Origin of the sequence: Sporosarcina sp. ACRSL (assembly GCF_022346605.1) — a bacterium.
GTDB lineage: Bacteria > Bacillota > Bacilli > Bacillales_A > Planococcaceae > Sporosarcina.
In genome coordinates, this window is record NZ_JAKRNT010000005.1 from 245,118 (window position 1) to 258,686 (window position 13,569).

Sequence of the window (13,569 nt, forward strand, 5' to 3'; positions counted from 1 at the left end):
GCTCCATTTCATCCGATTGAGAAGGACGGACGCTGGGAGGAGGAAAATGATTGGAACCGATCATTAGAACAGAAAACCTGACAATTCGTTTCGGTGGGCATACAGCCGTGTCCCATGTGAATTTTGAAATGCCGCCGAAGCACTTGAAATCGATTATCGGGCCGAATGGGGCTGGCAAGACGACGTTTTTTAATTTATTGAGCGGCGAGCTGAAACCGACCGAAGGGGATGTCTTCTTCAAAGGGGAGTCGATGGCGTCGTTATCGTCTGTTGAAAGGACGAGGAGAGGGATTGGTCGTTCTTTCCAAATTACGAATGTGTTTCCGAATTTGACTGTGCTGGAAAATGTCCGACTGGCCGTTCAATCAAAGGAGAAAATCCGGTATCAAATGTTCCGCCACTTCCTTCATCATAAGAATCTCATCGAAGAGGCGGAGAAATTGATCGCACTCGTATTGCTCGATGGCAAGGAAGACGCGATCGCGAGCCAGTTATCTCACGGGGAAAAGCGGAAGCTTGAAATCGCGATGCTACTTGCGCTCGATACGGAATTGTTGCTGCTCGATGAACCGACTGCGGGCATGTCGCTCGAGGAAGTTCCGGCAATCTTGGATGTCATCCGGAAAATTAAACAGACCGGAGAAAAGACGATTTTATTAATCGAACACAAAATGGATATGATTTTGGATTTGTCGGATTCCATTATGGTGCTTTTTAACGGCAAGCTGCTGGCGGATGGAAGCCCGCGGGAGATCATGGACAACGAAACGGTCCAAAATGCGTATTTGGGAGGGCTTTACGATGAAAACCTTGTTGAAAGTTGAGGACATCCATACGCATATCGGCCAGTACCATATCCTTCAAGGCATTTCATTCGAAGCGCGTGAAGGTGAAGTGAGTGTACTGCTCGGCCGTAACGGAGCAGGGAAGACGACAACGTTAAAGACGATTATGGGCTTGACACCGGCTTCCAAAGGGGCGGTCGTTTTCAATGGAGAGGACATTACGAAAAAGGCTACATACACGATCGCAAACGCCGGAATCGGCTATGTGCCTGAGGATCAAGGCATCTTCGGTGACCTCACTGTCGAAGAGAATATGAAAGTCGCGATGCGGAAGGAAGACGATGCTGCGTATAAACGACAAGATTATGTGCTCGAGCTTTTTCCAGACTTGAAAAAGTTTTGGAAGAAGGACGGAGGACATCTTTCGGGCGGACAGAAGCAAATGCTTTCGATGGCGCGGGCGTTCGTCAATGACAGCAAATTGCTCCTCATCGACGAGCCGTCGAAGGGGCTTGCACCGATTGTCGTCGAGACGGTGATGGAAGCGATTACGGAAATGAAAAAGAGTACGACGATCGTGCTCGTGGAACAGAATTTCATTATGGCGAGCCGGATCGGCGATCGGTATACGCTCATCGATGACGGTGCGACAGTCCATGCGGGAGACATGCAGGACTTGATCCACAACGAAGAAATTAAACGAAAATACTTAGGAATCGGATGAGGGGGGCTGCACGATGGAATTACTCATCAATTTAACGGTGAACGGATTAGCGACGGGCATGCTCATTTTCCTTCTCGCTTCCGGTTTAACGCTGATCTTCGGTTTGATGAGCGTACTGAATTTCGCGCATGGCGGATTGTTCGCATGGGGTGCGTATTCAGGTGTTTGGTTTTACACGATGTCGGGAAGCTTTATCGTCGGCATACTTGGGGCAATTGTAACAGGAATTATTCTTGGATTTGTTACCGAAAAGCTGATCATTACGCCGGTGTACGGCAATCACGTGCAACAGATCCTCATCACGCTTGGCTTCATGCTCGTACTAGCTGAAATGCTGAAAGTCGTTTGGGGGCCGAATCAAATCGCGGCAAAAGTGCCGAAATATTTGTCGGGGAGCTGGGAATTCGGGGATGTTCTCATCATTAAATACCGGTTGTTCATCATTATCGTCGGCTTCATTGTATTCGGGATTTTCCAATACATGCTGCAAAAGACGAAAATTGGCTTGATCGTCAGAGCGGGCGTTATGGATAAAGACATGGTGCAAGCACTTGGCATTAACATTAAGCGCGTTTTCTTGTACGTCTTCATGGTCGGTGCTGCACTTGCGGCGTTAAGCGGTGCTCTATTTGCTCCGTATTCCGGCGTTATTTATGCAGAAATGGGCTTTGAGTTTGCGATTTTGGCGTTCATCGTCGTTGTTATCGGCGGGATGGGCAGCTTCCCAGGATCGTTGTTCGCGGCTATACTAGTCGGCCTTGCGGGAAGCTATATGGCGTATTACGTTCCTGCTTTATCACTTGCGGTCAATATGATACTAATGGCTATCGTATTAATTTTCCGTCCGCAAGGGCTTTTCTCGGCAAAGGGGTGACGGCATGAAAACAAAATTTCAATGGAATAACGTGTTTCTCGGAATCATTGTCATCGCACTCGCCCTTTTCCCGTTCGTATCGGATTCAAGGACATGGACCATTTTATTGACGCAGATCTTCATCTTTTCGATCTTGGCGATGAGTTATGATATTTTGCTTGGCTATACGGGAATCGTCTCTTTCGGGCATGCGATGTTCTTCGGGATGGGGGCGTATACGACCGCTGTCATGCTAAAGAGGATGGAGCCATCGATCAGTGTTTTCATTATGTCGATCGGTTTCGGGATGCTGCTCGCTGCTGTGGTCAGTTTCTGTATCGGACTTTTGACGTTGCGACTGAAAAGCCATTTCTTCGCAATGCTCACATTAGCCGTGTCAGGGTTGTTTTTAGTGCTTGCAGAAAAATGGCGTACGATGACGCAAGGGAATGATGGGTTTACGTTCAAGGCACCTGAAATTTTCAAGGACCGGGTCATCTTCTATTTCGTCACGCTCGCCTGTCTCGTACTCGTTTATTTTCTGCTACGGAGATTCGTCAATTCCCCGTTCGGCCGTGTTCTAGTCGCCACGAGGGAAAATGAACAGCGGACGAAGTCGCTTGGATTCAATACACTGCATTATAAAGTGATCGCATCTGTCGTGGCAGGGGTCATTGCCAGTCTAGCGGGTTCGCTTTACGCAGTGTCGCTCCGGTTCGTCAATACTAGTGTGATGACGATGGACATTACACTTGACGCATTGCTCATGACAATCATCGGCGGCGTCGGTACGTTGATCGGCCCAATTGTCGGTGCGGGCATTATCGAGTTGGCCCAGCATTACTTATCCGGTCTAGCGAAAGAGTATCCGATTTTTGAGCGGTGGATTATTTTCTTCGGTATCGTCTATATTCTCGCCGTTATCTTCTTCCCAAGAGGGGTTGTTGGGACGGTCCGTGAAAAGATCTTCAAGCAGAAAGTGAAGAAGCGGCCTGTCGGGAAGGAGGAAGTTTCATGACGACTGTCGGGATTGTGAGTACAGGTACGTATATCCCTTCTTCGAAAATGACTGCAGAGGAAATTGCAAAACGGTCCGGGTTGCCGGTGGACGTCGTGAAGACGAAGATGGGGATTACGGAAAAGCCGATTCCGGGAGAGCATGATCATACCGTCGCAATGGGTGTATGGGCGGCTCGTGAGGCACTTCGAAAAGGGCAAGTCGACCCGAAAGAAATCGATGTCATCATCTATATCGGGGAAGAGTATAAGGAATATCCGCTATGGACTGCTGCCATCAAAATGCAGGAAGAGCTTGGTGCTTATCACGCTTGGGCGTTCGATGTTGCGCTCCGTTGCGGAACATCGATCATGGCGATGAAAGTGGCAAAAAGCCTTATGACGGCTGATCCAGAAATTCGGACGGTCCTTCTAGCAGGTGGCTACCGGAATGTAGACTTCATTGATTATGAAAATGAAAGAACCCGCTTCATGTTCAATCTTGGAGCGGGAGGGGCTGCGATGATCTTACGTCGCGATCATACGGAAAATATTGTACTAGAATCAGAGCTTATTACGGACGGCTCGTTTTCGGAAGATGTCGTCGTTCCTGTCGGCGGGACGAAGAAGCCGTTGACGGCAAGTGATCTAGATAACGGGTTATACCGTCTTGATGTGTTAGATCCAATCGGTATGAAAGCGCGGCTTGAACAAAAGTCGATGGAAAACTTCCTAAAGGTCATCCGCACTTCATTGCAAAAAAGCGGGTTAAACGAGAAAGACGTCGATTACCTCGCCATCTTGCATATGAAGAGGTCTGCGCATGATTTCGTCCTACGGGAGCTCGGACTTGAGCAAGAGCAATCGATTTATTTACATGAATACGGCCATATCGGGCAAATGGATCAGATTTTGTCTTTGGAGCTTGCATTAGAACAAAACAAATTGAATGACGGGGATATCGCTGTACTCGTCAGCGCCGGAATCGGCTATGCGTGGGGCGCGATTACGGTGAAATGGGGAAAAAGTGAGGAGGAGAAGAAGAATGTCACTTCAAAAAGTGGAATTGCCGAAAGTGAAACTGCCTAACGGTGAACAGATTGCCTATCGGAAACGGGAAGGCGGCGAGCAGACCGTCATTCTCGTCCACGGCAATATGACGTCATCGAAGCATTGGGACGTCCTGATCGACAAGATGGATTCGAAGTATAAAATTTATGCGCCGGATCTTCGCGGATTCGGTGAATCGACGTACAACGAAAGAGTGACCGGCATCCGTGACTTCTCGGATGACCTTGCAGCGTTCATCGATGCATTAGGGTTGAAAGATTTCCATTTGGTCGGCTGGTCAACGGGTGGTGCAGTCTGTATGCAATACGTCGCGGATCATCCGGGCAAATGCGAGAAGCTTGTGCTGCTTGCATCGGCTTCGACACGCGGGTATCCGTTTTTCGGATCTAAGGAGGACGGAACGCCGGATCTTGAGAATCGTCTCCAAACGATTGAAGACATCGAGCAAGACACAGGGAAGACGATCCCAATGCAAGGCCTTTATGATACGAAAAACCGGGAAGGGCTGAAGGCGGTTTGGAATGCGGTGATCTATACGCATAATCAGCCGGAGCCGGCGAAATACGATGAGTATGTCGATGATATGCTCACACAGCGGAATTTGGCGGACGTGTACCATTCATTGAACACGTTTAACATTAGCCCTCATCATAACGGCGTCAATGAAGGGACGAATCAGGTGAAAGACATTGATATCCCTGTTCTCATCCTGCGTGGCGATCGAGATTATGTCGTGACGGGACCGATGACGGACGAAATCATCAAGGATCTCGGCGACAATGCGACATTCGTTTCCCTTAAGGATATGGGGCATTCCCCGTTAATCGACAATTTGGAAGAACTGACGAATACAATCCAATCGTTTTTGGAGTAAGGAGAGACAGCATGAGACTATCGGGAAAAGTGGCGATCATTACCGGCGGGGCGAACGGAATCGGCCTCGCTGCGTGTGAGCGCTTCGCGGAAGAAGGGGCTTCTGTCGTCATGGCTGATTTTGACGAGAAGACCGGAAAAGAGCAGGAAGCGGCTTTGAAAGAGAAAGGGCATGACGTCACATTCGTGCAAGTTGATGTCGTCAACCGTGAAAGTGTTGCAAGTTTAGTGGAACAAACACTTGAACAATATGGGAAAATTGATGTGTTAATTAATAATGCGGGCATTACGAAAGATGCGACACTCCTGAAAATGGATCCCGCGGACTTCCAGCGTGTGCTCGATGTGAACTTGAGTGGCGTTTTTAATTGTACACAAGATGTCGCACCTCATATGGTGTCGGCAGGAAGCGGAAAAATCATCAATACGTCTTCTGTAAGCGGCGTGTATGGGAATTTCGGTCAAACGAATTACGCCGCAACGAAGGCTGCGGTCGTCGGGATGACGAAGACGTGGGCGAAGGAACTTGGTCGGAAAGGGATTAATGTCAACGCGGTGGCGCCTGGCTTCACAGCTACTGCAATGGTTGCGAAGATGCCGGAGAAAGTCATTAGCCAAATGGAATCAGCTGTTGCTTTGCAACGGCTCGGAAAGCCGGAGGACATCGCGAACGCGTATCTTTTCCTGGCGAGCTCGGAATCGGACTACGTCCACGGACATGTTTTGCATGTTGACGGCGGCATCACAATGTAAAAGAAGGAGGGGTTCCGCGTGTTCCATGAGCATGGCTGGATATTGAAGAGGGCCGCACTCTCCGCGGAACGGCCCGCATTGATCGACGTCCATTCGGAAACGTCCTGGACGTATACAGATTTGAAAAACCGAATACTGCGCTGGGCATCGTTCTTCCGGGCGCAAGGTTTTGAAAAAGGGGAGCGCATCGCCGTCTATTCCCCGAACAGTCCGGAGCTTTTTGCCGTACTGTTTGCATGCGAACTGCAAGGGATCATCTACGTCCCGCTCAATTGGCGGTTGAGCCGATTCGAATTGCAAGGGCTGCTTGAAGACTGTACGCCTACGTTAGTCTTATTCCATGATGATTTCGAAAATGGAATGGAAGGGTTAACGGTGAAGAACGCAATTTCCCTTTCCGTCATCGAAACAGTGCTTGAACCTATCAATTGGCAATCGTCCGTAGCGCATAAACGTTCGGACACGTGGATGATCATTTACACGGGCGGCACGACAGGGGTTCCGAAAGGCGTCATGCTTTCCTATAATGCGGTCAATTGGAATGCACTCAACACAGTGATGAGCTGGGGATTGTCAGGACGTGATACGACGATCAATTATATGCCCCTTTTCCATACGGGCGGTTTGAACGCCTTATGCATTCCTTTGCTCATGGCAGGCGGAACTGTCGTTGTCGGCCATCAATTCGAACCGACGGAAGCGCTTAAAGCTACCGACAAGTACGAAGCGACGATTTCATTGTTCGTTCCGACTATGTATCAATTGATGACCGGGACAGACTATTTCCGACAGTCTGCATTTCCATCAATGGACGTCTTCCTATCCGGAGGAGCGCCTTGTCCGCAGACGGTGTACCATGCCTTCCACAAAAAAGGGCTGCGATTCAAGGAAGGGTACGGTTTGACGGAAGCGGGACCGAATAATTTCTTCATCCCTCCGGAGATGGCGGCGCACAAGGTCGGCTCCGTCGGAAAACCGATGATGTTCAATGAAATCCAAGTGCTCGATGCTCATGGCAATCATTGTGCTACAGGGGAAATCGGCGAGTTGTATGTCAAGGGGCCGCATGTATTCACGGGCTATTGGAATAAACCGACCGAGACAGAAGAAGCGTTTCAGGACGGGTGGCTGCGGACAGGCGATTTGGCGAAGATTGACGAAGACGGAGATGCCTACATCGTCGGAAGAAGGAAGGATATGATCATTACCGGTGGGGAAAATGTGTATCCGCAAGAAGTGGAACAATGCCTCATTACTTGTGCCGGTATAAAGGAAGCTGCGGTCGTCGGCACAGAAGATGGTAAATGGGGAGAGAAAGTCGTTGCATTTCTGACGGTAGAGGAAGATTGTACGTTGGATCATAAAGTCTTGATTGAGCATTGCAAAGGCTTTTTAGCTTCTTATAAAATCCCGAAACAATTTATCATCCTGCCTGAACTTCCGAAGACGCATGTCGGGAAAATCGACAAAAATGAATTACTGCGAATGGCATAAAATAATGGCGAGCGACCTAAAAGGTTGCCGCCATTTTTATTTGGAACGACGATTTGTGAATAAATTATTAATTCCTCCATTTGTGACAGAAATCGGAAATAACTGAATGTGGTCTTGAATGAATTGTTTCCAAGACCGATAATAAACATAAGTGGGAGAAAAGATATACATAAAATGGGGGAGTTATATGGATAACGGACTATTACGCCTGTTTCGTAAGAAAGATGCAGAGCCGATTGCTGTGGGAACATCTTCAGTTACGCTTGATTTTGCAAGTGACGAAATCGGAAGGCAAGTTGATTTTATCGGACTGACAACGGAGGATTTGGCGGTCATCAAGCAATTGAGTAAAGTCCTCACTCCGCATTTGGAAGCGATTGTTGACGGATTTTATTCCAAATTGTTGGATATCCCCATTCTTAATAAAATCATCTATGAAAACAGTTCACCGGAACGATTACGTGAGACGATGCTGCTACATATTGGAGAAATGCTGGAAGGTCAATTTGACGATGATTATGGGCAAAAAAGATTGCAAATCGCCCGGGTTCACTATGAAATTGGACTAGAGCCTCAATGGTATATGGGCGCATTTCAATTGTTGCAAGATGGGATCATTCAATTTGTGACGAAAGAAGTGAACGATAAGAATCTCGCGAACAACTTTATTCGAGCGATCACAAAGATCTTTAACTTTGAACAGCAACTCGTTTTGGAAGAGTATCATAAAAGCTATATCGATGGAATTGCTCACGAAAACAGGAAAGTACGTACGGAGATTAAGAAAAGCATCGGTGCGACGAGTGAAAATCTTGTCGTCATCAGCGAAACGGCCCAAACGGCGATGGAAGAATTGAAGGATAAAGGAAATGAAGTGACGGCTACTATACAAAAAACGGCTGAACAGTCCGTATCCACGCAGAAACTAGCGCAAGACGGTTATGAACAAATGGAATTGTTAAATGAAAAATTCACAGAAATCCAAAAAGGTGCAATGGAAATGAAGCGGATGGTTGAGCATGTAAGCACGTCGTCGACCGAAATCGTAGAGGTCGTCACCATCGTGAAAAACATTGCAGACCAAACGAATTTATTGGCCCTTAATTCGAGCATTGAAGCAGCCAGAGCCGGAGTACATGGAAAAGGGTTCGCGGTCGTAGCAAAAGAAATCAAGAAGTTGGCCGACGAAACGAAGGATTCCATTTACCGGATTACCGAGCTCATTCAAATGAATCAAAAGTTCATAGATGAAACCGTACACACATTGACAACGGTGGATGTTAAAATTGACGAAGGCAGTCGTGATTTTGAACAGACGAGGACTTCCTTCGCCGGCATTATGGAATCGATGGATGAAAATATTCAAATTGTAGATCAGGCCATCCAGGAAATTGAATCATTAATCAAAGGCATCGTAAATCTTAGCTTGACGACAGACGATATTGCTATTTCGGTGGAAGAGCTGAACGAGACAGCGAATCAATTATAGAAGAGGGAGGCCTTTTGGGGCTTCTTTTTTTATTCTAGTCATAACGCTATTTTTAGTCGGAGTGACTCAACTTCTTTCGGTTGAAGCCGATACAAACAGTAATGGGATTTTCATAGACAGGGAGGCTGGGAGGATGGTTGGACGCATTGGAGGAGCAAACAGCACACAGCAAATTAGCGCAAAAGCGGAAAGCGCAGCACCGGACAGGGGAGTCGCGGTAGCGGAAGTGCAAGCGGTATCCGTACAAAACGAACAGCGAACAGGGGAAGAACGGCAACTGTCGCTTAAAAAAGCACAGCAGATGACCGATAGTATGAATAAGTTCCTAGAAAGCGTAAACACGCAGCTACGCTTCAAATTACACAATGAGTTAAAGGAATACTACGTGACAATCGTCGACTCGAACACCGACGAAGTCGTCCGAGAAATTCCTTCAAAAAAATTAATGGACATTTACGCTGCCATGAAGGAGTTTGTCGGACTACTCATCGACCGAAAAATCTGAGGAGGGTAACAACCTATGCGAATTAGCGGACTAGCGACAGGCATGGACACGGAATCGATCATCAAGGATATGATGAAAGCGAACCGCATCCCACTGGAAAAAATCAACCAGAAGAAACAGTACTTAGAGTGGCAGTTAGATGATTATCGGGCTGTGAACCGACAATTGTTTGATTTTAGTCAGAACACGTTTAATAATATGATCTTGTCGAAGAATTTTACGGCTAAGAATGTGAGTGTTTCTACGCCTGACGCTGTTTCAATTAAAAACATGAGTTCAACAAGTGATTTTTCGGGGACGATTGAGGTTCATCAATTGGCGAAGAATGCTACGATGCAAGGCAACAAACAAATTAAATTCACAGCAGATCAATCAGAGAACACGACGCTAGACAAGTTAGGACTATCTGGTACTGAAATTAAGATATACGCAATTGATAAAGAGGGAAAAATGCCCACTGAACCAGTGACCATTACATTTGATCCAACAAAAGATACTATTAAATCGGTAGTAGAGGAAATTAACAAGAAGACCGGCGTGAATGCTTTCTATGATCCTTTTAGCGGAAGGATTGGTTTGACTGCTAAGAATAGCGGAAAGTCCGATTCAGGTAATGAAATTGTCGTAGCAGGGAACTTGGCAACAGCTTTGGGAATAGATGGTGACTCCACAACTAAAGGTACTAGAGGTGCTAATGCTGACTTCACATTTAACGGTTTAAGAACTCAACGTTCCTCAAACACTTTCCAAATTAATGGTTTTGAAGTGAACCTTAAACAAGTCACGGCCCCATTAGATGGAGCAGGAAATGTCATTCCAGGTGGAAATGCAGTTTCATTCAACTCATCTCCGGACACTGATAAAATCTTCGATTCCATCGTCAAATATGTCGATGAATATAACAAATTAATCGAAGATCTGAACAAGCAGATCCGCGAGCCGAAATACCGTTCTTTCCAACCACTTTCTCCTGAACAGAAAAACGAAATGAAAGAAAAAGAGATTGAGCTTTGGGAAGAAAAGGCGAAAAGCGGTACATTACGCAACGATTCGGATATAACGAGCCTGCTTTCAAAAATGCGGACCGCCTTAATGGGTAAGGTTGGTGATCAAACGTTAAAGGACATTGGAATTTCAACATCCCCGAACTATTTGGATCACGGAAAGCTGATCATTAATGAAGATGACTTGAAAAAGGCGATTGCGGCAGACCCAGGTAAAATTCACGAGTTGTTTTCGAAGGACGCTGGCAAAGATGCAAAATTGGAAGAGCATGGATTTGCTCGCCAGCTGCGCATGATTGTCGATGAAAGTCAAAAATCCATCGCCAAACGTGCGGGTAAAGTTGGCGACGTCAATGATACATTCACATTAGGTAAAAACTTGAACGACATGAACAAGCAAATCGAACGTTTCGAAGACCGTCTGCGGATGACAGAAGATCGTCTTTGGAAACAGTTCACCGCAATGGAGCGGGCAATCCAACGCGCTAACATGCAATCTGCAAGCCTCATGAATGCATTCGGCGGTGGAATGTAATCCATAAAAAGGAGACAAGCAATCTATGGCAATTAATAATCCATATGCAACTTATCAAAATACTTCTGTAAATACATCGACGCCTGGTGAATTGACGCTCATGCTGTATAACGGGTGCTTGAAATTCATTCAACAGGCGAAGAAGGCAATGGAGCAAGGTAATATCGAGGAGAAAAACACGGCAACTCAAAAAGCGCAAGCGATCGTATCTGAACTGATGGTTACGTTGGACATGTCGGTTGAGGTTTCCCAAAACATGATGGTGCTCTATGACTTTGTCAATAACCGTCTGATCGAAGGAAACATTAAAAATGACATTGCGCTTTACGATGAGGCTGCCGAAATTATTACTGAGTTTCGCGATACGTGGAAACAAGTGATCCAAATCAATCGTACGAAGCAGTACGCGAACACGGACGAAATATGATACGGCCTGCACTGATCCGATGGAAGGAAATTGCGCAGCAGCTCCTTAAGGTGACAAGCCGTACCGAGGAAGAGCAACGGGATGCTGTCATAGCGGAAATCAATGAGCTGCTCGATGAAAGGGATGCCTTGCAGTCGGAAATTGTCGCGCCCTTCACACCGGAAGAAGAGGAACTTGGCAAGGAGCTTGTCTTACTCGAACAACAAGTTTCCGCAGCACTCGCTTCCTATATGAAATTGATCCGCTCCGATATCACGGCTGCCCAGTCTAAGAAAGAACATGTTAAAAGCTATGTCAATCCTTATAATAAAGTGGCGCGTGACGGAACATTTTATGATACGAAGCAATGAAATAAGTGGTTTTATCGGATGAAGGAAAGTTTACCATTTTCCTTCATCTTTTTTTGTGGTTTGAAAGATTAACAGGCGGTCCAGCAATCTTCAGACCTATTATTCTCCTCTGGAACTAATTGCCTATTCATGGTACATTGAATACAAGGAAAAGAGATTAACTGCACGGGCAAGGGGGAATGGGAAATGGTAGCAGGGAATGTGGATCACTTAATGCAAGAGCAATTTTCGAAGAAGAATTTCATATTATTTATCACACTCGGCGCATCGAGCTTTATTGGTGCCATCTTTTATTTTTTAACGGGGCAGGATGCGTTAAAGACAATTAGCATGACGATTCCGATGACGACGTCGGTCATCCTTTATCTTTTATCAAGGAAATTCACGTTTTTTGAAAAGCTGTTTCCGTGGGCAATCATCGGCATTACCGCGTTCGCTGCCATTTTCAATGGACTTGTTGGGGATCCGTCCATTGCAACGGTCGGTATTGCATTTTTCATTGCGGGCATCGCGAGCGTCCATGCATCGATGCGCATTATGTCGTACGGGTTCGCTCTATCGATTATTGTCATGATTGTCTTTATGACAAATTATCCACATCAGGAGCAGATCGCCTCAAGCAAAGGGAGTGCCACACTTACACTCATCCTCATGGCGGTTGGGTTGCTAATCCAAATTCGGCAGACGAAAAAACTGGAGGCACGTGTTTACGAATTCACGGCGGAGCAGTCAAAGCGAGCGATGGAAGAGGAACGGAAACACCGTACGTTAAATGAAAACGTCGAGCAGGTGGCGAAAGATCTCACGTCAGTGGGCACTACGGCGGAACAACATTTGTTAGCTCAGCAGGAGCTGCTAGGTATAATGAATTCGCTTGCTGCGGGTGTGGAGCAGGAGGCTGAGCAGATTAGTAGGATCGCTCAAAATGCGGGACGAGCACAAACCGATGTAGCGGAAATGTTGAAAGAGACAAAAACGGTTGCTCTCGAGGCAGCGAAATTACGTGAGGAATCCGATGACGTCGTCGTCCTGATGCGCAATGTTCGCACCGGCATGGAAGAGGTCGAGCAGCTATTGAATGAGCTGAATGGATCGTTCGGCGCGTTGACGCAAAATATCGAACGGACCAATGCGCTTGCGAAATCGATTGCGACGATCACCGAGCAGACGAATCTGTTGGCACTCAATGCGTCGATTGAAGCAGCTCGCGCAGGTGACCATGGAAAAGGATTCGCAGTCGTGGCGGAAGAAATCCGGAAACTTGCGAACATGACCGCGGAGACGCTCGCGGAGATTAACGGCAATTTGAATGACGTGAATACAATGAACGGACGCTCCCGTGAAAACTTGACGGCGAGCACCGGTAAATTGAAGGCGCAAGGAACGAAGACGATTGAGGCGGAACAAAAAATTGAGCAAATGCATTTAACTTTGGATAGTCTTCATCGGAAGTTTGACATGTTTGATTCCAAAATGAAGGTCATTTCGGAAGAGACCGCTGATATTAGTGAAATGACGGGTACTTTCGCAGATCTGCTCGCGCAATCAAGCGCCTCTCTCGAAGAAGTGAATGCAACGGTGCATACGACCGTCGCCGATAACGAGCAAATCGTCAGAACGCTGGACGGGACAATCAAACGGACAAAAGAATTGTCTGAAGTTAGATAAATCTTCTGACATTTGGTATAATGAATATAGAGAATAGATTAG

General features: G+C 46.7%; 14 protein-coding genes. All 14 read left to right on the forward strand.

The window, feature by feature from the left end; genetic code table 11:
* The first annotated feature begins 50 nt into the window (after positions 1 to 50).
* On the forward strand, positions 51 to 824 hold the full coding sequence (locus MHZ92_RS09575) for an ABC transporter ATP-binding protein (RefSeq protein WP_239431459.1): 774 nt from the start codon (positions 51 to 53) through the stop codon (positions 822 to 824).
* Entirely contained in the window at positions 802 to 1,509 is a 708-nt protein-coding gene (locus MHZ92_RS09580; protein WP_239431460.1) for an ABC transporter ATP-binding protein, read from the forward strand. Before MHZ92_RS09575 ends, MHZ92_RS09580 begins: the two co-directional genes overlap by 23 nt.
* Before the next feature lie 13 nt (positions 1,510 to 1,522).
* Entirely contained in the window at positions 1,523 to 2,383 is an 861-nt protein-coding gene (locus tag MHZ92_RS09585; RefSeq protein WP_239431461.1) for a branched-chain amino acid ABC transporter permease, read from the forward strand.
* A 4-nt stretch (positions 2,384 to 2,387) separates the two neighbouring features.
* Positions 2,388 to 3,380: a branched-chain amino acid ABC transporter permease gene (locus MHZ92_RS09590; RefSeq protein WP_239431462.1), complete on the forward strand. Its 993-nt coding sequence runs from the start codon at positions 2,388 to 2,390 to the stop codon at positions 3,378 to 3,380.
* The gene (locus MHZ92_RS09595) at positions 3,377 to 4,447 is read left to right on the forward strand and encodes a 3-oxoacyl-ACP synthase (RefSeq protein WP_239431463.1); all 1,071 of its coding nucleotides are present in this window, start codon (positions 3,377 to 3,379) and stop codon (positions 4,445 to 4,447) included. Before MHZ92_RS09590 ends, MHZ92_RS09595 begins: the two co-directional genes overlap by 4 nt.
* Complete coding sequence (gene phaZ, locus MHZ92_RS09600) at positions 4,404 to 5,303, forward strand: intracellular short-chain-length polyhydroxyalkanoate depolymerase (RefSeq protein ID WP_239431464.1); 900 nt, start codon at positions 4,404 to 4,406, stop codon at positions 5,301 to 5,303. Before MHZ92_RS09595 ends, phaZ begins: the two co-directional genes overlap by 44 nt.
* An 11-nt stretch (positions 5,304 to 5,314) precedes the next feature.
* Complete coding sequence (fabG, locus tag MHZ92_RS09605; RefSeq protein WP_239431465.1) at positions 5,315 to 6,055, forward strand: 3-oxoacyl-ACP reductase FabG; 741 nt, start codon at positions 5,315 to 5,317, stop codon at positions 6,053 to 6,055.
* Positions 6,056 to 6,073: 18 nt separating this feature from the next.
* Entirely contained in the window at positions 6,074 to 7,549 is a 1,476-nt protein-coding gene (locus MHZ92_RS09610) for a class I adenylate-forming enzyme family protein (RefSeq protein WP_239431466.1), read from the forward strand.
* 187 nt (positions 7,550 to 7,736) lie between these two features.
* Positions 7,737 to 9,038, forward strand: a complete 1,302-nt coding sequence (locus MHZ92_RS09615; RefSeq protein ID WP_239431467.1) for a globin-coupled sensor protein — start codon at positions 7,737 to 7,739, stop codon at positions 9,036 to 9,038.
* A 133-nt stretch (positions 9,039 to 9,171) separates the two neighbouring features.
* Positions 9,172 to 9,543 (forward strand): flagellar protein FlaG, encoded by a 372-nt coding sequence (flaG, locus tag MHZ92_RS09620; protein WP_239431468.1) that lies wholly within the window; start codon positions 9,172 to 9,174, stop codon positions 9,541 to 9,543.
* A 15-nt stretch (positions 9,544 to 9,558) separates the two neighbouring features.
* A complete protein-coding gene (fliD, locus tag MHZ92_RS09625; RefSeq protein ID WP_239431469.1) occupies positions 9,559 to 11,082 on the forward strand; it encodes a flagellar filament capping protein FliD in 1,524 nt (507 codons plus the stop codon).
* 25 nt (positions 11,083 to 11,107) lie between these two features.
* Positions 11,108 to 11,509: a flagellar export chaperone FliS gene (fliS, locus tag MHZ92_RS09630; protein WP_239431470.1), complete on the forward strand. Its 402-nt coding sequence runs from the start codon at positions 11,108 to 11,110 to the stop codon at positions 11,507 to 11,509.
* Entirely contained in the window at positions 11,449 to 11,859 is a 411-nt protein-coding gene (locus tag MHZ92_RS09635; protein ID WP_239431471.1) for a hypothetical protein, read from the forward strand. Before fliS ends, MHZ92_RS09635 begins: the two co-directional genes overlap by 61 nt.
* A gap of 186 nt (positions 11,860 to 12,045) precedes the next feature.
* Positions 12,046 to 13,527: a methyl-accepting chemotaxis protein gene (locus MHZ92_RS09640; RefSeq protein ID WP_239431472.1), complete on the forward strand. Its 1,482-nt coding sequence runs from the start codon at positions 12,046 to 12,048 to the stop codon at positions 13,525 to 13,527.
* Positions 13,528 to 13,569 lie beyond the last annotated feature (42 nt).

Bases quoted from the DNA above. Each gene is read 5' to 3' on its own strand.
- MHZ92_RS09580 (WP_239431460.1), top strand. From the start codon at position 802: ATGAAAACCTTGTTGAAAGTTGAGGACATCCATACGCATATCGGCCAG.
- MHZ92_RS09585 (WP_239431461.1), top strand. From the start codon at position 1,523: ATGGAATTACTCATCAATTTAACGGTGAACGGATTAGCGACGGGCATG.
- MHZ92_RS09590 (WP_239431462.1), top strand. From the start codon at position 2,388: ATGAAAACAAAATTTCAATGGAATAACGTGTTTCTCGGAATCATTGTC.
- MHZ92_RS09595 (WP_239431463.1), top strand. From the start codon at position 3,377: ATGACGACTGTCGGGATTGTGAGTACAGGTACGTATATCCCTTCTTCG.
- phaZ (WP_239431464.1), top strand. From the start codon at position 4,404: ATGTCACTTCAAAAAGTGGAATTGCCGAAAGTGAAACTGCCTAACGGT.
- fabG (WP_239431465.1), top strand. From the start codon at position 5,315: ATGAGACTATCGGGAAAAGTGGCGATCATTACCGGCGGGGCGAACGGA.
- MHZ92_RS09615 (WP_239431467.1), top strand. From the start codon at position 7,737: ATGGATAACGGACTATTACGCCTGTTTCGTAAGAAAGATGCAGAGCCG.
- flaG (WP_239431468.1), top strand. From the start codon at position 9,172: ATGGTTGGACGCATTGGAGGAGCAAACAGCACACAGCAAATTAGCGCA.
- fliD (WP_239431469.1), top strand. From the start codon at position 9,559: ATGCGAATTAGCGGACTAGCGACAGGCATGGACACGGAATCGATCATC.
- fliS (WP_239431470.1), top strand. From the start codon at position 11,108: ATGGCAATTAATAATCCATATGCAACTTATCAAAATACTTCTGTAAAT.
- MHZ92_RS09640 (WP_239431472.1), top strand. From the start codon at position 12,046: ATGGTAGCAGGGAATGTGGATCACTTAATGCAAGAGCAATTTTCGAAG.